We start from the raw sequence: 21,408 nt of genomic DNA on the forward strand, positions 1-21,408 counted from the left end.
TGGCAGTGATATTGGCGCCGTTTTACCTGGCGCTGAATTATTATCTATATAAGCGGAGCTTTAGCTGGCTTACCGTATGTATTCATATTATCCATCCGGACAAGATTCGTTTTTGTTACAGAATCCTGTACTGGATCACGGGTTTTTCCCTTTTGATCGCATTTGTGCTGCCCCAGTCGCGGCTTCAGAGGATTTTTAAAATCCTGAGTAATTACTGGATCGGAATTTTTTTCTGTGCCCTTTTTTTGGCAGCGGCCGGTGATCTGATCGGACTTTTCATCCCGAAGAAAGACCAGAGTATATTGGCGGCGGCAGGAGTGATGATTTTAGCAGCGGTCTTGGTTTTTACGGTTTACGGCAGTATCCATGCCAGACATATTGATACTACTGACTATGTAGTGACGGTGGACAAAGCCTGTGCAGGCAGAAAGGAGCTCAGAGTCGCCTTAGTTGCAGATCTGCATCTCGGCTATAACAGCGGACTTTCTCAGGTGAAAAAGATTGTAAAACAGATTAATCAGGGGAAGCCTGATCTGGTCTGTATTGCGGGAGACATTTTTGACAATGAATACAGGGCGGTAAAAGATCCGGAAAAGATAGAGAAGGAGCTTGGGAAAATACAGAGTACTTACGGTACATATGCGTGCTGGGGAAATCACGATATAGGCGAAAAAATCCTCGGAGGCTTTACGTTCGGCACAAAAAAAGCATCTGATAATGACAGACAGATGGAAGAACTTTTATCCCGGTCGGGGATCAGACTTTTGGATGACAAGACAATCCTGATTGACGGGGCGTTTTATCTGGCGGGCAGGAAAGATTCTTCAAAAGCACGGAAAATAGGAGAACTGCGCAGGGGAGCAAAAGATTTGCTGAAAGATTGCGACCTGACAAAACCGGTCATCGTCATGGATCATGAGCCGAAAGAGTTTAAACAGTTGTCGGAGGCTGGCGCCGATCTGGACCTGTCCGGACATACCCACGACGGTCAGATATTTCCGGGAAATAAACCTTCGCGGATGGCGGGTCCCCACACACTGACAAGACGTTCCAGTGTCCATGCCGCATTGGCCGGACTCGTAGATGGAAGCTTGACGGCAGATCTTCCGAGAGAAGACTCAATGTGTTTACAGAATAACTTGTGGGAAGTTCCGCCGTTGGTGTAAATGCTGCGGATGGGGGCAAGGGAAAGCAGATTGGTCAGATCGTTTGGGGTCACGTTACGGATTGAGCTGTCGCTGGAACCCCGGATGTCGCAGGATGCGATTACATCCCAGACCGCTATGTGATTGGACAGGAGAAAGAGGGTTTTCTCCTCTACGGTGGCGGGAACAGGCTGGGAGAGCGAAGCGGCAAGCACTTTCCAGAAGCGGTTCTGAGGGTGATGGTAGAAAAACTGCCCTTCTCTGGATTTTACAGAGGGGAAGCTTCCTAAGATCAGGATTCTGGATTTGTCGTTAAAAACTGGCTTTATTTCATGTATCATGTGTTCCATCGGGGAGTTTCCTTTCTGATTTTCTTTATTTCTAATGGTAATGGATTTTTTTCACGGATTCAAGGTAAGATTTTCTTGCCTTGCAAAACAAGGTATGTTAATATCTTAACGTATGTATAGATACTATATACACTCTGGAGAGTCTCAAAGAAAGAGCGCCGAAGGTGTACGGCAGCGCAAGCTGTTTATCTCTCAGGCAAAAGGACAGAGCAGACATAATCGTGCGGCACGTTTTCGGTGTACTGTATATTTGCTTACTCTTTCTTAGTCAAACTTTGGGTTTGGCTTTTTTTATTCCATAAGAAAGTTCTACGACCTTCCCTGTGAAATAAAAACGCTCCGCGGGTTGTACACAGATGCGTAAGAAAATTATTTGGCTACGTCAAATCGCATCTGGCACGCAAAGTGGGCAAGCCCCTCAAAGATTGAGGTGCTGGGGAGTTAAAGTGGGTTTGCCCACTAAGTTCTTCCATAAAGAGTTCTCCATGAATTTTTAATGAAAAGAATACAGGAAACGAAAGAGGAGAAGGAAACATGCTGACACAATTGAACAATTTTATTATCTGGCTTGACGATGTAGTTTGGGGGATACCGCTGATCGTCCTCATTTTATCTGTGGGTATTTATCTCACCATGCGTCTGAGGCTTTTACAGATCAGGCATCTCCCCAGAGCATTAAAATATATGGTGAAAAATGAGGAGGGAGGCTCCGGGGAAGTCACCAGTTTTGGTGCTCTCTGTACGGCCCTTTCTGCAACGATCGGTACCGGAAATATCGTTGGAGTAGCGACGGCGCTTTGTGCCGGGGGACCGGGAGCTTTGTTCTGGATGATCCTGGCGGCATTTTTCGGCATGGCCACGAAATATGCGGAAGGCCTTTTGGCGATCAAATACCGGACCATCGATGAGAAGGGCCACGTGCTCGGCGGGCCGTTCTATTACATAGAAAATGGTATGGGGCGCAAATGGAGGCCGCTGGCCAAGATTTTTGCTTTTTTCGGAGCGGGCGTCGGCCTGTTCGGAATCGGAACATTCACACAGGTGAACGGTATTTCAGGAGCAGTCAAAAATTTCTTTGATCCAAACAATGCCCATGTGATCTCCCTGTTCGGAAAAGACTATTCCTATATGGTGCTTGTTGCCAGCGTGATCATTACGCTCTGTGTTGCGGCAGTAGTTCTCGGAGGGATCAAAAGGATCGCGGCTGTTTCCCAGGTAGTCGTGCCGTTTATGGCGGTGGCTTACGTTCTTGCTGCGCTGAGTATCATCATTTTTAATATACAGGAAGTACCTGCGGCGATCGCACTTGTGGTAAAAAGTGCATTCGGAGTCAAGGCAATGGCAGGCGGAGCTCTCGGAACGATGCTGGCTGCCATGCAGTCCGGGATTGCAAGAGGTATTTTTTCCAATGAGGCGGGCCTTGGCAGCGCGCCGATCGCGGCAGCTGCAGCCCAGACAAAAGAGCCGGTGCGCCAGGGACTTGTGTCCATGACAGGAACATTTATCGACACAATTGTGATCTGTACGATGACCGGGCTCAGCATTGTCATCTCCGGTACATGGAATGTAGGGCTTGAGGGAGTGGAAGTTACCACAAAAGCGTTCCAGATGGAAATGCCGTTTCCACCGGTCGTGCCATCCTTCATCTTGATGCTCTGCCTTGTGTTTTTCGCATTTACCACAATTCTCGGGTGGAATTATTACGGGGAACGGTGTCTGGAATACCTCACAAACGGCAGAATGAAGATCGTTATGGGATACCGGTATCTATATATTCTGGCTGTGTTTATCGGACCATTTATGACGGTGGAAGCAGTATGGAAGATCGCAGATATCTTTAACGCGCTGATGGCACTTCCAAACTTGATCGCTTTGGCGGCATTAAGTCCGGTCGTTATCGCAGAGACAAAAGCCTATTTTAACAAAATAAAATCGAATAAAGAATAAAGAACTGTAAAAAGATATCTTCGTATAATTAATGAAGATATCTTTTTGTCGATGGACGAATTCTGCATACGCAAATCAAGTAAACAATGCGGAAGCCAGACTCTGCGGGCGCAAAAAGAAAGTTAAAGGAGCACTGGAATAGCGGTCAATTATAATATTAAAAACTGGCCCTGTCAAAAAAATAAAAACTGGATATTTATATAGTACCAGCAAACTGTATAATGAATTACTATATCAGGCTGATATAATAACATATTTAAATAGTTTGCATTTGGAGGATTTCAGAAATGAATAATGAGCGTTACCAGTTAAATAAACAGTTGGCACAGATGTTAAAAGGAGGAGTCATTATGGACGTGACGACTCCCGAGCAGGCAAAAACAGCAGAGGAGGCCGGGGCCTGTGCGGTCATGGCACTGGAAAGGATTCCGGCAGACATCCGTGCAGCCGGAGGCGTGTCCAGAATGAGCGATCCGAAAATGATCAGAGGGATTCAGGAAGCGGTATCCATCCCCGTGATGGCAAAAGTTAGAATCGGGCATTTTGCGGAGGCACAGATACTGGAGGCGATTGAGATCGACTATATTGATGAGAGCGAGGTGCTTTCGCCGGCCGACGATGTATATCACATTGATAAGACGAAGTTTCATGTGCCGTTCGTCTGCGGGGCAAAAGATCTTGGCGAAGCGCTCCGGCGGATTAATGAAGGTGCATCTATGATACGGACCAAAGGAGAGCCGGGAACCGGAGATGTTGTCCAGGCTGTGCGTCATATGCGGAAAATGAACCGGGACATCAGAAGGATTGCCTCTATGTCGGAAGACGAATTATTCGACGAGGCAAAAAAACTTGGAGTACCTTACGAATTGGTGCTGAAAGTGCACGAAGACGGCAGGCTTCCCGTAGTCAATTTTGCGGCGGGCGGGGTGGCGACTCCGGCGGATGCGGCTCTGATGATGCAGCTTGGGGCGGAAGGAGTTTTCGTTGGCTCCGGTATTTTTAAATCGGGTGATCCCAGAAAGCGTGCACAGTCTATTGTAAAGGCCGTTACGAATTTCCGTGACCCGAAGATACTTGCTGAATTATCCACAGATCTGGGAGAAGCCATGGTGGGCATCAATGAAGATGAGATTCAGCTTTTGATGGCAGAAAGAGGCCGGTAATGAGGATCGGAGTACTGGCTTTACAGGGAGCATTTACGGAACACCGCAGGAAGCTGGACGGACTGGGTGTACGGAGTTTTGAAATACGGAGGAAGAAAGACTTAGAAAACCAGATGGACGGAATCATCCTTCCGGGAGGAGAGAGCACGGTCATGGGAAAGCTTCTGCGGGATCTTGAGATGGCCGATCAGATTAGAAATATGATCATAAACGGGCTTCCGGCTTTTGGAACCTGCGCCGGGCTGATTTTGATGGCTCAAAGGATAAAAGGGGAGAGCGCTTATCTTGCGACGATGGATATCACAGCCAGGAGAAATGCCTATGGACGCCAGCTCGGAAGTTTCCGAACAGAAGAACAGTTTGGGGAAGAAGGAAAAATTCCCGTGACGTTTATCCGCGCACCCTATATTGAAGAGACGGGAAATGGAGTTAAGGTTTTGGCCTTATCGGGAGGAAAGATCACAGCTGCCAGACAGGATAATCAGCTGGTCACGGCTTTTCATCCCGAACTGGATGAAGACAATACCGTCCACCGGTATTTCCTTGGTATGATAAAAGAGGCTTAACGGTCGACAAGCAGGCTCTGCTGCATTATAATAAGCTTCAAAGTCCTTCAAAGAGAGAAAGAATGGGAAGATGAAGCGGGCTTGCCCGCTTAGTCCATCAGAAAAGAGGAGAAAGAATGAAAACATTAATACTGGCATCCGCATCTCCGAGGCGCAGGGAGATACTGAAGCAGGCAGGACTCGATTTTGAGGTGATCCCGAGCACAAAAGAGGAAGTGATCACAAAGCAGGAACCGAAAGATGCGGTGATGGAGCTGGCTCTTCAAAAAGCGGAAGATATAGCTGGCCGTGTTGACGGAGACTGTATGGTTGTAGGCGCTGATACCGTAGTTGCCATGGAGGGCAGTATACTCGGAAAACCTGAGAATAAGGATGATGCTGCCCGGATGCTCCGCATGCTCAGCGGAAGCAGACATCAGGTGTATACAGGTGTTGCGTGTATCTGCGGGGGAAAGAAACATGTTTTTTACGAAGAGACATCCGTCTTCTTTTATCCTGTTTCAGAAGATGAGATCAGATGCTATATTGAGACGGGAGAACCGATGGATAAAGCCGGAGCTTACGGAATTCAGGGCAGGGCGGCGCGTTTCATTCGCAGAATCGAAGGAGACTACTACAATGTAGTAGGATTTCCTGTCGCCAGCTTTCTTCAGGTATTAAAAAAATGGGATGAGCGAAGCAGCAGCCGGACGTAAAGTCTGGCTGTTGTTTTTTTTGATGTTTACGGTAATAAGATGTACACTCCGAAAGCTGCAAAAAACGGAAGCCAGATCAGCTGTTTTCATTTTCCAACAAATTTAACAAGATTCTTGTGTTTGTAGTGACAGCCCAATATCTCAAGATTGATATGAAGATCATCCGGGATATCCATCTGGACCGCAACAAATGATGAACAGAAGAAGAGATGGCTTTTGGATCTGCAGAGTTAAGAAGTATATGAATTGAATAGTAAAAAACCTTCGGCTGCGGCAGAGAAAAAGCCGTTTCCGAAGGTTTTTATATTGTTTATATGGAATGGGCCAAAGCTTGGCAGAGGAACAGGAATGTTTTATTCTTCTTCATCATCCTCGTCGTCTAAAATAGCATCAAAAGCAGCAGAAACCATCTCATATTCCTCGTCATCCTCAATATTGTCCAGCTGAACCTCATCATCCGGCAATTCTTTATAGCGGTAAAGAAGCAGTTCACTTTCTTCCTCATCGTTCTCAAGGTCTTTTACGGGAACCAGGGCGATATAATCCTGTTCTTCGATGCCGAAGATACAGATCACGGCGCAGTCGAGCTGGACACCATCCTCCATTTCCAGATGGATGATTGGATTTTCTTCTTCAAATACGTCAGCTTCTACGTTGATATCTTCACTCATAAGACTACCTCTTTTCTTAGAATCCGGCTTTGTGAGCACAGAAATTCTACTAATTTTATTTGCATTTTTGGGCTGTTCTTAATATACTAAATAATAAAGGAAAAAGCAAGGGGACAAAGAGATTGTTACAGGTTTGACAAGTGTTTTCCTGTGTGATACGATACCATCGAATATTGGCAGCGGAGGCTATTATTATGGAAGAATACAGATATTTATTGGATATAGCGGTGATACTGGTTTTGACAAAGTCTTTCAGCCTGTTCTCGAGAAAAGTAAACATGCCTCCTGTAGTCGGAGCGTTGATTGCGGGTATTATACTGGGACCGGTGATGCTGAACGTGATCAAACCGTCTGATACTATCCTGAGTCTGGCAGAGATCGGTGTTATTGTCCTGATGTTTCAGGCAGGGCTGGAGACCGACATCAGGGAACTGAAACGGAGCGGAAAAGCAGCCATGGTGATCGCGCTGTGCGGAGTTGTCGTGCCCCTGGCGGTCGGAGCGGTCATCTCTTTTATGTTTGAAAAGAATTTAATGGAAAATATTTTTGTGGGGGTTATTCTGACTGCCACGTCTGTTAGTATAACGGTAGAAACTCTTCAGGATATGGGAAAGCTTAAGGGCCGTGTCGGAACGGCAATACTCGGTGCGGCCATCATTGACGATATCCTGGGTATTATACTGCTTTCTGTGATGACAAGCATCGGCAGGGCCGGAACGGTTGAGGTCACAGGAGTTCTTATGATAATCGGCAAGATGGCTCTGTTTTTTGTGCTCTCAGGTGCCGGCGGAATTGTTGTGTACAAGTTTTTCCGCAGGATGTCCACGATGAAAGTAAACAACGAACAGGTCCACAGAAGGCGGGTTCCGGTGCTTGCACTGGCATTCTGCCTGTTTCTGGCATTTTTGGCCGAATTATTTGGAATTGCAGACATCACCGGGGCATATCTGGCGGGGATCATCCTGTGCAGAATACCGGAGACTTACTATATTCACCGGAAGGTGGAGTGTATCTCATACATGCTGATCACCCCGATCTTCTTTGCCAGCATCGGCCTCAAAGTCGAAGTGGCGGGAATGACTCAGACGATGATCATCTTCACTGTACTTATCAGTATTGCCGCTGTCCTGACGAAGATCATCGGCTGCGGCATCGGGGCCAAGGTCTGCAGGTATTCCTATAAGGAGTCCCTAAAGATCGGAGCCGGCATGGTTTGCAGGGGAGAGGTAGCACTGATCGTTGCACAAAAAGGAATCCATGTCGGGCTGCTCAGGGAAGAGATGTTTGCACCTATGGTCATTATGGTGTTGGTGACAACCCTTTTGGCGCCGATTCTTCTCAAGCTGTTTTTTTCAGAGTGGTTCAGCGGATTGACGTACAGGACAGGAAAGAGATAACAGGATGATTGAGACAGTAGTATCAGTAAAGCTCCCGGTGCGGGAGACATTAAGGATTAAGAAGAATTCCCTGCATCCGGACGTGATGACGGGAAGAGAAAAGAGAATATGCCTCGTTTCAGGTTTATATGGAGATGAGCTTGGAGGGCAGTATATATGCGGAGAAATCATAAAGAGGATCAAAGAGGACTATGATTCCCTGTCAGGAATCGTGGACGTATATCCGTCGGTCAACCCTTTGGGGCTGGATGCCAGGAGCCGGAGCATCCCAGTTACACAGGAGGATTACAGCGCGGTTTTTCCGGGAGACTTAAAAGGGGAACTCGGGGAATATACAGCGGCCAAGCTGCTGGAGGATATGGAGAGTGCAGACTGTGTAATCGACATTCATTCCAGCAATATTTTCCTTCAGGAGATCCCCCAGGTGAGATTAAACAGCGATGCGGACGAGCGCCTGCTCCGCCTCGCAGGATATATGAATACTGATCTGATTTGGATACATCCGTCTACGACAGTGAATGAGGGAAGCCTTTCCTATGCCCTGAATGAACGGGGAGTGCCTTGTATGGTCACAGAATCAGGGGCTGCATTCAGGATTAAATATGACTTCTGCAGACAGATCATAGAGGGAGTGTTTGCCATCATGAAGGAACTGGGCATCTGGAAGGGAACGTGTGCAGAACCGAAAAGGGCCCCGGTCGTCCATGATGACGGGATTCATTATCTGAACTGCGAGACGAACGGTCTGTTTGTCACTCACAAGAAGGTGAAAGATTATGTGAAAAAGGGTGAGATCATCGGCAGCATCACCAGTCCCATCCTGGGAGCGGTGGAGGAAGAAATCATTGCGCCGGTGGACGGTATCTTAATGACTGTCAGAGAACACCCGGGCGTGACGGAGGGGTCTCTGATCGCCAGAGTCGTGGGAGGTGCCCTGGTATGATCAAAGAGACATTGTATACGACAGATTCTTACCTCAGGGAAGAATTTAAAATAAAAGGATTTCGGTTCGGCAGTACAGGCGAAGACTCAGAACCGTCTGCCTGCATTGTCGGCTCCATGAGAGGCAATGAATTTCAGCAGCTTTTTATCTGCTCTCTGCTGGTAAAAAGACTGAAGGAGCTGGAAGCATCCGGCTCGATTGTGGGAAATCATGAGATCCTGGTCATCCCTTCAATGAATAATTCATCAATGAATGTAGGGATGCGGTATTGGGTATCGGACAACAGTGACATCAACCGGGAGTTTCCGGGGAATCCGCAGGGAGAGCCAACCAGCCGTCTGGCGGCCAATATATTTGAGAAAGTAAAGGGCTACCGCTATGGAATCCAGTTTCCTTCATTTTACCGGAAGGGAGATTTTATACCCCATGTGCGGATGCAGACTACGGGAAAGGAAAGTGCAAGTCTGGCAAATTTATTCGGACTGCCTTATGTGATCACAAGCAAGCCGAGAAGCTTTGATGTGAAGACGTTAAATTATAACTGGCAGATCAACGGGACAGATGCATTTTCAGTCTATTCCGGTGATACGGGACATATCAATGAGTTTTCGGCGAAACAGGCTGTATCTGCTGTTTTGCGGTTTTTAACCAGAATGGGAATTTTAAAATATAATTGCCATAACGGCTATATTGCAAGTATTATAGAAGAAGAGGACATGGCGGAAGTTAAGACGGAGGCACCGGGATTTTTCCGGCGTCTTGTCAATGTCGGAGAGGAAGTGCACCGGGGACAGCTCTTAGGAGAGATCCTGGACCCTTACGAGGGAGATATTATTTCTGCGGTGCATTCCACCGTGGATGGAATCGTTTTTTACGCGAAGAAAGATCCAATGATCTTGGAGAATGCTTCTGCGTTTCAAATCATAAAGAAGCTGCACGAATAGAGGAGGACCATATGGGACAAGTAAAGAGAGTTTATGTGGAAAAGAAACAGGGCTATGCCATCAAAGCAAAGGAACTGCTGGAGGAAGTGAGGCAGTACTTGGGATTGGATGTGGAAAATATCCGCGTACTGATCCGCTATGATGTGGAAAATGTTTCTGAGGAAAGCTATCAAAAGGCGCTGGGCACCGTGTTCAGTGAGCCTCCTGTGGATGAAGTTTATGAGGAAGCGTTCCCTGCGGAAGAAGGGGAAACGGCTTTCAGCGTGGAATTCCTCCCGGGGCAGTTTGACCAGAGGGCAGACTCTGCCCAGCAGTGTCTGAAGCTGTTAAATGAAAGTGAAGAACCGGTCATCCGGAGCGCCACTACATATGTAGTAAAGGGAGCATTATCTGAGGATGAGATGGGGCAGATCAAAGATTACTGCATCAATCCGGTGGATTCCAGAGAGTCCTCTGAAGAAAAACCGGATACTCTTGTGATGGAGTTTGAAGAGCCGGAAGATGTAAAGATTGTGGAAGGATTCAGGGATATGGACGAACAGCCGTTTAAGGAACTTTATGATTCCCTGAACCTGGCTATGACCTTTAAGGATTTCCTGCACATCCAGAAGCATTTTAAAGAAGAGGAACAGAGAGACCCGTCCATGACCGAGATCCGTGTTCTGGACACATATTGGTCTGATCACTGCCGTCACACGACCTTTTCAACGGAACTTAAAAATATTAAGTTCCAGGAAGGCTTTTACCGTGCTCCTTTGGAGGCGACCTATGAGCAGTATATGCTGGATCACAAGAGCATTTTCCAGGGAAGGAAAGACAAATTTGTCTGCCTGATGGACCTTGCGCTGATGGCTATGCGCCGGCTCAAACGGGAAGGTGCCTTAAATGACATGGAAGAGAGTGAAGAGATCAACGCGTGCAGTATCGTAGTGCCTGTCTCCATAGACGGAAAAGAGGAGGAGTGGCTCGTAAGCTTTAAGAATGAGACGCATAACCATCCTACTGAGATCGAGCCGTTCGGTGGTGCGGCTACCTGCCTCGGCGGAGCGATCAGAGATCCGCTTTCCGGGCGTTCTTATGTGTATCAGGCTATGCGTGTGACCGGAGCCGGCGATCCTACTGTACCATTAAAAGATACTTTAAAAGGAAAGCTTCCGCAGAGGAAGATCGTGACCGGAGCTGCTCATGGATATAGTTCTTACGGCAACCAGATCGGATTGGCCACTGGATTTGTAGATGAGATCTATCATCCGGATTATGTGGCAAAACGTATGGAGATCGGGGCTGTCATGGGTGCTGCGCCGAGAAAGAACGTCGTAAGGGAAAGCTCAGATCCCGGAGATATCATCGTTCTGCTCGGCGGAAGAACCGGACGTGACGGCTGCGGAGGAGCTACCGGATCTTCTAAGGTCCACACAGAAGAGTCCATCGAGACATGCGGCGCGGAAGTACAGAAAGGTAATCCTCCGACAGAGAGAAAGATCCAGAGACTGTTTAGAAGGAAAGAAGTCAGCAGGCTGATCAAAAAGTGCAATGATTTCGGTGCAGGCGGTGTTTCTGTGGCGATCGGAGAACTCGCAGACGGACTTACGATCGATCTTGACAAGGTGCCGAAAAAGTATGCGGGACTTGATGGAACAGAGCTTGCCATCTCTGAATCCCAGGAACGTATGGCGGTTGTCCTGGACCCAAAAGATGTGGATCAGTTCTTAGCCTTTTCCGAGGAAGAAAACCTGGAAGCAGTGGCGGTTGCCGTTGTAACCGAGGAGCCAAGATTAGTTCTCTCCTGGAGAGGAAAAGAGATCGTAAATCTGTCCCGTGCATTTTTGGACACGAACGGAGCCCATCAGGAAAATGATGTATATGTAGAGATTCCACACCGCGTCAGCAGCTTCTTTGATAAGGAGATTCCAAAGAGTTTTACGGAAGCATGTATTAATACACTGAAAGATCTGAATGTATGCTCCAAGAAAGGACTTGTGGAGATGTTTGACAGCACCATTGGTGCAGGCAGCGTCACTCTGCCTTACGGCGGAAAATATCAGATGACACCGGTCCAGACGATGGTAGCCAAGCTTCCGGTGCTTCACGGAAAGACAGATACCGTGACCATGATGAGTTATGGATTTGACCCATACTTGTCCAAATGGAGTCCATTCCACGGAGCAGTTTATGCGATCACTCATTCCATCGCAAAAATCGTGGCAGCTGGCGGTGACTACAAGAAGATCCGTCTGACCTTCCAGGAGTACTTCAAACGCCTTGGAGAAGATCCGGAGCGCTGGGGACAGCCATTCGCGGCACTGCTCGGTGCATACCACGCACAGATCGGATTTGGACTTGCATCTATCGGAGGAAAGGACAGTATGTCCGGAACCTTCAACGACATTGATGTGCCTCCGACGCTCGTATCCTTTGCTGTAGATGTGGCAGACGGAAAACACGTGATCACTCCGGAACTGAAACGCGCAGGCAACCGCCTCGTGCGGATCTGTATTCCGAGGGATGTCTATAACCTTCCGGTTTACAGTGAGGCGAAAAAAGTTTACAAACGTATCCACAGGCTCATAGAAGAAGGTGCGATCAAATCCTGCTATGCCATCGGATTCGGAGGAACCATTGAAGCGGTTGCCAAGATGGCCTTCGGAAATGGCCTTGGAGTTATTTTTGACCAGGAAGTTGAAATCAAAGATCTTGTTGAGAACCATTACGGATCTTTCGTGGTGGAAATGGATACGAGGGATATCAGAAAACTTGCGATCCCAAGCCTTCTCCTCGGTGAGATCACCACAACACCGGAACTTGTATTAGGAAATGAAGTGGTTCCGCTGAAAGAGGCCGCAGATGCGTGGACCAAGCCTTTGGAAGAAGTCTTCCCGACCCGCTCTGAAGGAAGCCAGGATGTAGTAGAGACAAGAAACTACACCAAAGGCAAGGCGCATTTTGCCAAGAATAAAATAGCGAAACCAAAAGTATTTATTCCGGTATTCCCGGGTACAAACTGCGAATATGATTCTGCAAGGGCGTTTGAAGACGCAGGGGCAGAGGTCATTACTAAGGTATTTAAGAACCTGGACGCACAGGGAATCCGTGACTCTGTAGATGAGTTTGAAAAAGCAATCAAAGAGTCACAGATGATCATGTTCCCGGGAGGCTTCAGTGCAGGTGATGAGCCGGAAGGTTCTGCCAAATTCTTTGCAACAGCCTTCCGAAATGAAAAGCTCAAAGAGTCTGTCATGGACCTGCTGAACAATCGGGATGGTCTCGTGCTGGGAATCTGTAACGGGTTCCAGGCACTGATCAAACTTGGACTGGTACCGGAAGGAAAGATTGTGGAGCAGACAGAGCAGTCTCCGACGCTGACGATGAACCGGATTGGACGTCATATTTCAAAAGTAGCCTATACCAAAGTGACTTCAAACCTGTCACCATGGTTCCATGAAGTCAATGCGGGAGACATTTTCAGTATCCCTGTTTCACACGGAGAAGGACGTTTTGTGGCAAATGACGATGTGATCAAAAAGCTGTTTGAAAACGGCCAGGTGGCAACCCAGTATGTGGACTTGAATGGAGATCCTACTATGAATGAGGACTTTAACCCGAATGGTTCCTATTATGCCATCGAGGGTATCACAAGCCCGGACGGAAGGGTTTTGGGAAAGATGGGCCATTCAGAACGTATGGGACGTTTTGTTTCCAATAACATTGCCGGAAACAAAAACCAGAAGATTTTCCTTTCAGGAGTGAACTATTTTAAATAATCAGATCCCGGTATCATAATAAGAACCCCGCAGTGTACTCTGCGGGGTTCTTATATTTAATGAAAAGAGAGGATTAAAAATATATATGAAAAACGATTGCCTCAGGGACATGCTGTGTTTCATGTCTTATGAGGTATGTTTTTAGTATAGCAGGATTACCGTAGGAAACAATGGATAGAAAATAAACAATTCTAAATGAAATATAAACAAATCTTATACCCAGAGGGCACCCCGTATTCTATACCCTTCGGGTGTAGAATTCTTGTGTTTCTGGAGAAAAAGAAAAGGTTCATGTGAATGAGCTGATAATATTTTGGTTAAAATTCGGAATAAATATTGAAAATATTATCTAAATATACTAATATATAATCATTATGTAACCAACGACTTTCTCATGAAAGGAGTCTTCTTTATGTCAGATGCAAAAGGAAAACTGTTTGAAACTAATGAAAAATTCCCACAGACCGAATATTGGAACGATTCTTGTGCGGTAAAAGAACTGGAGTATGCCATCGACCGTGGAGCAACCGGGGCTACCACCAATCCTGTGATCGTAGGAAATGTATTAAATCAGGAGATGGATCTCTGGGAAGATACTCTTGTAAAGTGGATCGATGAAATGCCGGACGCAACAGAGGAGGAGGTTGCATGGCGCCTGATCGAACAGATGGCAGTGCGCGGAGCAAAACTTCTTAATCCGGTCTATGAAAAGACAAATCATAAAAAAGGGAAAATCTCCATCCAGACCAATGCAAAATTATACAGAAACGCAGACGCAATGGCAGAACAGGCAATCGGATTCGGGGACCTGGCACCGAATATCATGGTTAAAATGCCGACTTCCGCAGCGGGAATCAAGGCATTTGAGGAAGCTACCTTCGCCGGTATCAGTATCAACGCCACTGTATCCTTCACTGTGGCACAGGCCGTAGCAGTGGCAGAGGCAGTAGAGCGCGGATTAAAACGGAGAGAAGAAGCGGGACTTTCTAACGAGAATATAACACCGGTGTGCACCATCATGGTGGGACGCACGGATGACTGGGTAAAAGAAGCAGTGAAACGGGACAATCTGTGTCTGGATCCATGCGCATTAGAGTATGCGGGAGTTGCAGCATTCAAGAATGCATATAAGATCTATCAGGAACGCGGATATAAGACAAGACTTCTGGCTGCCGCGTACAGGAATTATTTCCACTGGTCAGAGTTTATCGGCGGAGACGTGGTGCTCACCATCACACAGCCTTGGCAGGAGAAGATCAACGGAAGCGACGTGGAAGTAAAAGAGCGTATGAGCCGCCCGGTTCCCGAAAAATATCTAAATGAACTGAAGAAGATCCCTGATTTTATCATGGCATATGAAGAAGACGGCCTGAAACCAGAAGAATTTGTACATTACGGAGCCTTTGTAAAGACCATCAGCCAGTTCCTGGGAGGATACGAAAGCCTTCTCGGGGTGATCAGAAAACTGATGGTGGGAGACCCTATTAGAAAGTAAAATAAATAGACGGCAAAACAGCAGGTATCCTATGGATCATACCTGCTGTTTTACTCTTTCATTGGTTCATTGGTTGTTTCATCGTTCTGCACGTGTACCTCACATTCTTTTCTTCGGTGGGATATAGTAATGACCGCCGTTCATTGCGGTGATCCCGGCGCTGATGATGTCACAGTTATCAATTAAATATTTTTTCACTTTCTCCTTCAAGGACAGTTTTGCTGTATTGGCTGGAGAAGAGTTTGCTGCATTCATCTGTACTGCTTTTGTATTTGTCATATCGGTTCCTCCTTTCTTAAATGATGTTTTTCTTTTACGGTTCCTATGATATCATTGTATACAAGGATTGATTAGATGATTTTTTGACCAGTTTTTAGGGCAATATTGACAAGGAGGCTGGGTGATAGGAAAGGAAAGCGCTGACATATGTATGAAACACTCTACAGACTTGAAAAGACAGGTATAGATATCAAATATTGGACTAACAAGGGACAGTATACCCCTCCCCATTGGCATACGGCCATCGAGCTGATCTATGTGCTGAACGGCACGGGATCCGTGATCTTTGACGGGAAAGAGCATCTCACAAAAGCGGGGGATCTTCTGGTCGTTGACTCCAATAAAATCCATGAGATGAAGTGTGCGGAAGTCTCCATGATGATCATAATCCAGTTTTCCAGGAAAAGAATGAAGAACTACGTCAAGGACATTGACAGCTTCCGCCTGTCCTGCAGCCGGGAGAGCGCGGAGCATGGAAAAGAAAAGGAATACCAGTCGGTCTGCGGACTTTTGCGTAAGCTTCCCCTTTTGTATGTGAGGCAGCCCGTGGGATATGAGCTAAAAAGCCAGGCAGTCGCTATGGAGATCCTGTATGAGCTGCTGAATCATTTTGGGGAAGAGGATACCGGGAGGACCGCAGAGAAGGAAGGAGCTTTAAAACGTCTGGGTGAGATCACGGATTATATTGAAGAGCATTACAGAGATCCGATCCCGCTGGAGGAGATCGCTTCCCATTTTTACCTAAACCGTGAGTATTTCAGCCGCTTTTTTAAAAGGAATATGGGAGTGTCTTTCTCAAGATATGTCAACCAGGTCCGTCTGCTGCACATATACTATGATATCTGCAACACGGAGGAGGGGATCATGGATCTGATTGAGAAGCATGGATTTAAAAATTATAAACTGTTCATTAAAATGTTCCGGGAAATCTATGGGAGCACACCGAGGGAAGTCCGCAGTGAGAGAAAAGGACAGACATAAAACAAAAGCAAGCTTGCTTTTGTTTCTTTTATAGAAAACGTTTTTCCCATCGGTTATCTGTATACAAAGTCGGGAATTTGGAAAAGAGATAGACTTTTGGTAATAAATTGAGTATAATTAGAATATATATTTATAATATAGTTGAATATTGTTAGGGAACTGTTGCAAATTATGAATATATTATGATAATTTTCTGAAACCGAGATTGGAAAGGAGAAACTATGGAAAAAACATTGATCACCATCAGCCGCCAGTACGGAAGTGATGGAACAAAGGTTGCACAGGTTTTGGCGGACAAGCTGGATGTCTGGTACTATAACAGAGATATCCTGTATATGGCTGCTGAGAAGATCGGCGTGGATGATCTGGATGAGAAATCGCTGGAAGAGCTGAATTACAGAAAAAGCTCCCGATATGTGGAGGGACTGAGTGTCATGATGGGAACACCGGGACACATTCCGGTCTACAATCAGATGTTTAAGGAACAGTCCAAGATCATCCGCAAGCTTGCCGGATACGGCTCTGGAGTCTTTCTTGGAAGATGTGCAGATTACGTGCTGAAAGATATGGATAATGTTTATACAATATATCTCTATGCAGATGATGAATTCCGTATAAGTCATCTGTCTGAGGCGGAAGGCCGCGAGATTACAAAATCTGAATTGAAGAAGGAAGATAAGACAAGAGAATCTTACTATAACTACTACACTGGACAGAAATGGGGCGACGTACAGAATTATGATCTGGCTGTCAATATGACGAAAATCAGCCCTGAAAACTGTGCAGAGTTAATTCTTGAGTACATTGAAAAGAGAAGAAAATAAGAATAATAAAAAGGCATCCTCAGAGTTTGTATTTAACTTTGAGGATGTCTTTTTAGAAATAATGGGAGATACCGCAAACTATATTTGCTATCAGTCATTTATTTTCCTTCTTAGCCCTTCAAAAACTTCTTCATGTGAATAACGCCTACTGTTATTTTGGGCGGCAGCATCAGCCTTATAAAGAGCAGTCTCTAAACCGTCTGTTAGATTGGAATATGCCTCCAGACTAAGAACTACCATAGAACCGTAACCATTTTTTGTAAGATACACAGGCTCCCCTTTGTTGACCAATTTTTCTATATCGGGAAACTTATTTCTTAAGTCAGAAACAGGTTTGATCTGTATCAAATCATCACTCCTTATCAATAATTTATCGTAATATTATCATTGTTTTTATTATAAGCTATCGACTCATAGATTACAAGTATTATAGACAATATTTAATCATTATGGTAGATTAAAAGGAGAATACAAAAAATTATTTAGAAAAAGGAACATTGGACAGGAGATATCGCAAATGTTGGATAAAAAAAGAGACAAAAAGCAGGAACGGATTGAAAATTTTGAAAGTCAGAGAGAAAAAATGAAAAAGGCAGGGTACAAGGAATCCTCCGGGATCATTTCTGTGCTGAGGGCCAATGTTTTGGCGTTTGCTACTGCCGGACCAATCTGTATTGCAGCTTATATACTATATTTCATTCGCTGGGGAGAAAGTGGGTGGACCATGAATGGAAGAAATCTGATCTTCTTTTTTGCACTATTTTTTGCAGCCATATTTGTCCATGAACTGCTTCATGGTTTGGGGTGGAGTCTGAATTGTAAAGATGGATGGAAAAGTATTGCATTTGGTGTGATGTGGAGTTCGTTGACTCCATACTGCCACTGCAGAGAGCCGTTGAAGTTCGGCAGTTATTCGGTGGGCTTATATCTGCCTTTCTGTGTATTAGGTTTGGGCCTTTTTGCAGTTTCCATGATCGTTCCCAATAATACGGTTTTTTTGCTTGCAGTCCTGAATATGCTGTCTGCAGGCGGGGACCTTACCATCGGATGTTATCTTCTGAAGCATAAAAATGGGCTGATCCTGGATCACCCAACCGACTGCGGATTTATTTCATTTGAAAAATAAAGTATTGTATAAACCTGACAAGAGACGGACTGATTTTTACATAAAGAATGATCAATTCACTAAAAATAAAATTTACTATAGTATTCTGGGGACTAATTGAGTATAATGAGAGCGAAAACAGAAAATCAAGAGCAATAATAGTGATAAGTCATAAATAAGATGGGTATCTTATGGTATGCCCTTTCGGGTATACCCGCAAAAGTAAATCAGAAAGGAATCGAAAAATGGAAAAAACATTGATCACGATCAGCCGTCAGCATGGAAGCGGCGGAACCGAAGTAGCGCGGATTTTGGCAGACAGACTTGGGGTATGGTATTACAATAGAGAGATTTTATACATTGCGGCAGACAAGATTGGATTTGACTCCCTGGATGAGCAGGCCATGGAGGAGCTGAACTACAAGAAGAGCTCAAAATATATGGAAGGACTGAGTGTCATGATGGGAACTCCAGGCCATATTCCGGTGTATAACCAGATGTACAAAGAACAGGGAAAGATCATACAGAAGCTGGCAGGCTATGGATCCGGCGTTTTTCTCGGAAGATGCGCTGACTATATCTTAAAAGATTTTGAGAATGTAACTTCTGTATATCTCTATGCAGATGATGAATTCAGGCAGAAGCGTCTTTCAGAAGCCGAGGGACGGGAAGTTCCTATGGCTGACATCAAAAAGGAAGATAAGACTAGAGAATCCTACTACAATTATTACACGGGGCAGAAGTGGGGCGATGTGACAAACTATGATCTTGCGCTGAACATGGGGAAGATCAGTTTTGAAGAAGCGGCAGATGTTATTTTGTCATATATTGAAAAACACAGATAATTATAAGTGATGTCTATCATGAAGACAGTATTTAGTTAAATTGACGAGTGAAGAGCAGGGAATATGGTCATTAGCCCTGCTCTTTTTCTGACATATCAATATTATGGTAATGACTGGGAAGGTATACCCAAAAGGGCTTCCCGCATTTTATACCCTTCGGGTGAACGCGCTTTGCGCGATAAGGTATACCCAAAAGGGCATCCCGCATTTTATACCCTTCGGGTGAACGCGCTTTGCGCGATAAGGTATAAGATGATCTACAACGCGGTTTATGATCTCTTCCAGACTATTTTTATTTGGTTGTTGATAGGAGAAATTATTTCTAACTATGATAAAAAAGGACAGAGCCGGTTTTGTCCGGCGCTGTCCTTGACCACTTGATACAGGACCTTTAATCAATGGTTTCCACTGTAATGGAATTGGAACGGCAGAAATCTGTATACTCTTCCTTGGGAAGCTGATCCGTGAGGATATAATTAATCTTTTCCAGCGGGCAGTAAGTCATCAGAGAAAAGATGCCGAATTTTGAGTGGTCTGCCAGCACATATCGCTGCATGCTGTTGGAGACGACGGCTTCCTTTACCCGGTATTCCTCCTCAGACGCGTTTGTCAGGCCGTTTTCAATGGAAAGGCCGGTGCATGCCATAAAGGCTTTGCTGATATTAAAAGCTTTAAGATACTCAGAGATCTTCGCATCCACAAAGGAGAGGGTTTCCCTTTTTAAGTAGCCTGGAAGGGAAATAACGGTCAGATTCTTATAAGGAAGGGCTTTCAGGGAAACCTGCAGGCTGTTGGTGATGATGGTGCAGCGTTTCTCTGAAATATAATCCACAATATTGTGGCAGGTTGTACCGGTGTCGATATAGATAATGTCATCATCCTCAATATGATCGGCTGCAAGGCGGCAGATGGCCTTCTTTTCTTCTACGAACTTTTCGTGGCGTTCTGCAAAAGGAAGCAGCTTTTTCGACGGAAGAGTGTCATTTAATGTGACTCCTCCGTACACTTTTTTTATTTTTCCTGCTTTTGCAAGCGTGTCAATGTCTCTTCGGATCGTATTTTTGGAGACCTGGAAAACCTCGCATAAGGTATCCAAGGAAACCGACTTTTCTTTTGTGATATACTGTTCTATTTCATCGATTCGTTTTGTACGCATATGAAAACTCCCTCTCGTTTATTCAAATTTAGGCCCAGTCTGGCCATAAAAATAAAAGCTTTGTTTTATTATAGTATATTATGAGTAAATTGAAAAGAAGCAATTGGTAAGTTGTGATAAAGTTTAATGCTAATAACTTTAGTCCATACTTTTATCATCAAGGAGGTCTTTTCCTGACATTTTTTCTGAGGTATAATAAAGCAGAAACAAGCAACCTTAACGCGTGAAGTACAAGAATGTAAGGGTATAAAACATGCTGAAAGGAACAGTGGGGGACGGGATGAAAGAACAAGAAATCAAATTGATCGCCATGGATATGGACGGGACACTTCTGACCAGCCGGAAGGAAGTGACACAAAAGACAGTAAAAGTATTAGAAGAAGCAATGGACCGAGGGATCCAGATCGTCCCGGCTACCGGACGGTCAGTGAATGGGCTTCCGAAGGAGCTGACGGATCTTAAGAGATTAAGATACTGCATTCTGAGCAATGGGGCCAGGGTTTATGATTTACACGAACAGAGATTGATTTACAAAAACCAGTTTGACACAGATCAGATCCTCAAGCTTTTGGAAGCGGTCAAACCGTACCATGCTTTCCGGAGCATAGCAAAGGATGGAAAGGTATACTGTTATAAAGAAGAGCTTTATAGGCTGGAATCATTTCATCTGGGAGAGTATTCCGAGGAGATGATCCGTGCCTCCAGGACGCCGGTAGAGGATTTAAAAGAATTTATCCAAAAGGAAGGCGGAACTTCAGAAAAAATGACGCTGTTTTTTGAAGACCAGGAAGAACGGGCAAAGGCGAGGAAGGAACTGACAGAATGTGGTTTATATGCTGTTGTGGCTTCCTTAAAGAATAATTTGGAGATTTCTCTTCATTCCTGCAATAAGGGTGATGCGCTGGCCCATCTAATGGAGCACCTGGACTTAAAGAAAGAAAATATTATGGCCTGCGGCGATGCGGAAAATGATTATCAGATGATCGAGGCGGCAGGGATCGGGGTTGTCATGGAAAACGGCAGTGATGAGATGAAAGAGATTGCCGATTATATAACTGACGATCACAACAGTGACGGAGTGGCCAAGGCAATTGAAACGTTGGTTTTGAACCGAGAAATATAAAAATACCTCTAAAGCAGT

General features: G+C 45.3%; 19 protein-coding genes, 1 pseudogene and 1 riboswitch. Of the genes and pseudogenes, 15 read left to right on the top strand and 5 right to left on the bottom strand.

Annotated elements, in window-relative coordinates; translation table 11 throughout:
• Positions 1-320 precede the first annotated feature (320 nt).
• Positions 321-974: pseudogene (locus CI597_RS18350) on the top strand (metallophosphoesterase); the annotation flags it as partial.
• 14 nt (positions 975-988) lie between these two features.
• On the opposite strand, the gene CI597_RS03125 reads toward CI597_RS18350, so the two are convergent.
• Positions 989-1,495 carry a DNA-deoxyinosine glycosylase gene (locus CI597_RS03125; protein ID WP_081723867.1) on the bottom strand — a complete coding sequence of 169 codons (507 nt, stop codon included), beginning with the start codon at positions 1,493-1,495 and terminating at the stop codon, positions 989-991.
• A gap of 124 nt (positions 1,496-1,619) precedes the next feature.
• A riboswitch (glycine riboswitch) is annotated at positions 1,620-1,713 on the top strand.
• Positions 1,714-2,029: 316 nt separating this feature from the next.
• Here CI597_RS03125 and CI597_RS03130 point away from each other — a divergent pair.
• The 4 genes from CI597_RS03130 (at position 2,030) to CI597_RS03145 (ending at position 5,866) form a co-directional block, all read left to right on the top strand.
• Positions 2,030-3,442, top strand: a complete 1,413-nt coding sequence (locus tag CI597_RS03130) for an alanine/glycine:cation symporter family protein (RefSeq protein ID WP_095142875.1) — start codon at positions 2,030-2,032, stop codon at positions 3,440-3,442.
• A 287-nt stretch (positions 3,443-3,729) separates the two neighbouring features.
• Positions 3,730-4,605 (top strand): pyridoxal 5'-phosphate synthase lyase subunit PdxS, encoded by an 876-nt coding sequence (gene pdxS / locus CI597_RS03135; protein WP_024728193.1) that lies wholly within the window; start codon positions 3,730-3,732, stop codon positions 4,603-4,605.
• Complete coding sequence (gene pdxT / locus CI597_RS03140; protein ID WP_024728192.1) at positions 4,605-5,171, top strand: pyridoxal 5'-phosphate synthase glutaminase subunit PdxT; 567 nt, start codon at positions 4,605-4,607, stop codon at positions 5,169-5,171. Before pdxS ends, pdxT begins: the two co-directional genes overlap by 1 nt.
• A gap of 116 nt (positions 5,172-5,287) precedes the next feature.
• A complete protein-coding gene (locus CI597_RS03145; protein WP_024728191.1) occupies positions 5,288-5,866 on the top strand; it encodes a Maf family protein in 579 nt (192 codons plus the stop codon).
• Positions 5,867-6,219: 353 nt separating this feature from the next.
• Here the strand turns inward: CI597_RS03145 and CI597_RS03150 are convergent, their stop codons facing one another.
• On the bottom strand, positions 6,220-6,537 hold the full coding sequence (locus CI597_RS03150; RefSeq protein ID WP_024728190.1) for a DUF1292 domain-containing protein: 318 nt from the start codon (positions 6,535-6,537) through the stop codon (positions 6,220-6,222).
• A 194-nt stretch (positions 6,538-6,731) separates the two neighbouring features.
• Between CI597_RS03150 and CI597_RS03155 the strand changes: the two genes are divergently transcribed.
• From CI597_RS03155 to CI597_RS03175, 5 genes are all read left to right on the top strand, one after another.
• On the top strand, positions 6,732-7,934 hold the full coding sequence (locus tag CI597_RS03155) for a cation:proton antiporter (protein WP_024728189.1): 1,203 nt from the start codon (positions 6,732-6,734) through the stop codon (positions 7,932-7,934).
• A gap of 4 nt (positions 7,935-7,938) precedes the next feature.
• On the top strand, positions 7,939-8,877 hold the full coding sequence (locus tag CI597_RS03160) for a M14 family metallopeptidase (protein ID WP_024728188.1): 939 nt from the start codon (positions 7,939-7,941) through the stop codon (positions 8,875-8,877).
• Positions 8,874-9,821, top strand: coding sequence for a M14 family metallopeptidase (locus CI597_RS03165; protein WP_024728187.1), 948 nt, complete (start codon positions 8,874-8,876; stop codon positions 9,819-9,821). The genes CI597_RS03160 and CI597_RS03165 overlap by 4 nt, the downstream gene beginning before the upstream one ends.
• Positions 9,822-9,832: 11 nt before the next feature.
• Positions 9,833-13,582, top strand: a complete 3,750-nt coding sequence (locus CI597_RS03170) for a phosphoribosylformylglycinamidine synthase (protein WP_024728186.1) — start codon at positions 9,833-9,835, stop codon at positions 13,580-13,582.
• Between the two features lie 412 nt (positions 13,583-13,994).
• On the top strand, positions 13,995-15,077 hold the full coding sequence (locus tag CI597_RS03175) for a transaldolase family protein (RefSeq protein ID WP_024728185.1): 1,083 nt from the start codon (positions 13,995-13,997) through the stop codon (positions 15,075-15,077).
• 99 nt (positions 15,078-15,176) lie between these two features.
• Here CI597_RS03175 and CI597_RS03180 read toward each other — a convergent pair whose 3' ends face one another.
• Positions 15,177-15,356 (bottom strand): hypothetical protein, encoded by a 180-nt coding sequence (locus CI597_RS03180; RefSeq protein ID WP_024728184.1) that lies wholly within the window; start codon positions 15,354-15,356, stop codon positions 15,177-15,179.
• Between the two features lie 147 nt (positions 15,357-15,503).
• Here CI597_RS03180 and CI597_RS03185 point away from each other — a divergent pair, with 147 nt between their 5' ends.
• Positions 15,504-16,337: an AraC family transcriptional regulator gene (locus CI597_RS03185; protein WP_024728183.1), complete on the top strand. Its 834-nt coding sequence runs from the start codon at positions 15,504-15,506 to the stop codon at positions 16,335-16,337.
• Positions 16,338-16,558: 221 nt separating this feature from the next.
• Positions 16,559-17,161, top strand: coding sequence for an AAA family ATPase (locus CI597_RS03190; protein WP_034549691.1), 603 nt, complete (start codon positions 16,559-16,561; stop codon positions 17,159-17,161).
• Positions 17,162-17,251: 90 nt separating this feature from the next.
• Here CI597_RS03190 and CI597_RS03195 read toward each other — a convergent pair whose 3' ends face one another.
• On the bottom strand, positions 17,252-17,509 hold the full coding sequence (locus CI597_RS03195) for a type II toxin-antitoxin system Phd/YefM family antitoxin (RefSeq protein ID WP_024728182.1): 258 nt from the start codon (positions 17,507-17,509) through the stop codon (positions 17,252-17,254).
• Positions 17,510-17,678: 169 nt separating this feature from the next.
• Here CI597_RS03195 and CI597_RS03200 point away from each other — a divergent pair, with 169 nt between their 5' ends.
• Positions 17,679-18,287, top strand: coding sequence for a DUF3267 domain-containing protein (locus CI597_RS03200; RefSeq protein ID WP_095142876.1), 609 nt, complete (start codon positions 17,679-17,681; stop codon positions 18,285-18,287).
• Positions 18,288-18,511: 224 nt separating this feature from the next.
• Positions 18,512-19,111: an AAA family ATPase gene (locus CI597_RS03205; RefSeq protein WP_024728166.1), complete on the top strand. Its 600-nt coding sequence runs from the start codon at positions 18,512-18,514 to the stop codon at positions 19,109-19,111.
• Between the two features lie 391 nt (positions 19,112-19,502).
• Here CI597_RS03205 and CI597_RS03215 read toward each other — a convergent pair whose 3' ends face one another.
• On the bottom strand, positions 19,503-20,267 hold the full coding sequence (locus tag CI597_RS03215) for a DeoR/GlpR family DNA-binding transcription regulator (RefSeq protein WP_024728164.1): 765 nt from the start codon (positions 20,265-20,267) through the stop codon (positions 19,503-19,505).
• 280 nt (positions 20,268-20,547) lie between these two features.
• On the opposite strand from CI597_RS03215, the gene CI597_RS03220 reads away from it, so the two are divergent.
• Positions 20,548-21,390: a Cof-type HAD-IIB family hydrolase gene (locus CI597_RS03220; RefSeq protein ID WP_024728163.1), complete on the top strand. Its 843-nt coding sequence runs from the start codon at positions 20,548-20,550 to the stop codon at positions 21,388-21,390.
• Positions 21,391-21,408: the final 18 nt, after the last annotated feature.

Origin of the sequence: Anaerostipes hominis (ex Lee et al. 2021) (genome assembly GCF_002270485.1) — a bacterium.
Classification (GTDB): Bacteria; Bacillota; Clostridia; order Lachnospirales; family Lachnospiraceae; genus Anaerostipes; species Anaerostipes hominis.

Coding starts and splice junctions, on each gene's coding strand:
- CI597_RS03125 (WP_081723867.1), bottom strand. CDS start 1,495: ATGGAACACATGATACATGAAATAAAGCCAGTTTTTAACGACAAATCC.
- CI597_RS03130 (WP_095142875.1), top strand. CDS start 2,030: ATGCTGACACAATTGAACAATTTTATTATCTGGCTTGACGATGTAGTT.
- pdxS (WP_024728193.1), top strand. CDS start 3,730: ATGAATAATGAGCGTTACCAGTTAAATAAACAGTTGGCACAGATGTTA.
- pdxT (WP_024728192.1), top strand. CDS start 4,605: ATGAGGATCGGAGTACTGGCTTTACAGGGAGCATTTACGGAACACCGC.
- CI597_RS03145 (WP_024728191.1), top strand. CDS start 5,288: ATGAAAACATTAATACTGGCATCCGCATCTCCGAGGCGCAGGGAGATA.
- CI597_RS03150 (WP_024728190.1), bottom strand. CDS start 6,537: ATGAGTGAAGATATCAACGTAGAAGCTGACGTATTTGAAGAAGAAAAT.
- CI597_RS03155 (WP_024728189.1), top strand. CDS start 6,732: ATGGAAGAATACAGATATTTATTGGATATAGCGGTGATACTGGTTTTG.
- CI597_RS03160 (WP_024728188.1), top strand. CDS start 7,939: ATGATTGAGACAGTAGTATCAGTAAAGCTCCCGGTGCGGGAGACATTA.
- CI597_RS03165 (WP_024728187.1), top strand. CDS start 8,874: ATGATCAAAGAGACATTGTATACGACAGATTCTTACCTCAGGGAAGAA.
- CI597_RS03170 (WP_024728186.1), top strand. CDS start 9,833: ATGGGACAAGTAAAGAGAGTTTATGTGGAAAAGAAACAGGGCTATGCC.
- CI597_RS03175 (WP_024728185.1), top strand. CDS start 13,995: ATGTCAGATGCAAAAGGAAAACTGTTTGAAACTAATGAAAAATTCCCA.
- CI597_RS03180 (WP_024728184.1), bottom strand. CDS start 15,356: ATGACAAATACAAAAGCAGTACAGATGAATGCAGCAAACTCTTCTCCA.
- CI597_RS03185 (WP_024728183.1), top strand. CDS start 15,504: ATGTATGAAACACTCTACAGACTTGAAAAGACAGGTATAGATATCAAA.
- CI597_RS03190 (WP_034549691.1), top strand. CDS start 16,559: ATGGAAAAAACATTGATCACCATCAGCCGCCAGTACGGAAGTGATGGA.
- CI597_RS03200 (WP_095142876.1), top strand. CDS start 17,679: ATGTTGGATAAAAAAAGAGACAAAAAGCAGGAACGGATTGAAAATTTT.
- CI597_RS03205 (WP_024728166.1), top strand. CDS start 18,512: ATGGAAAAAACATTGATCACGATCAGCCGTCAGCATGGAAGCGGCGGA.
- CI597_RS03215 (WP_024728164.1), bottom strand. CDS start 20,267: ATGCGTACAAAACGAATCGATGAAATAGAACAGTATATCACAAAAGAA.
- CI597_RS03220 (WP_024728163.1), top strand. CDS start 20,548: ATGAAAGAACAAGAAATCAAATTGATCGCCATGGATATGGACGGGACA.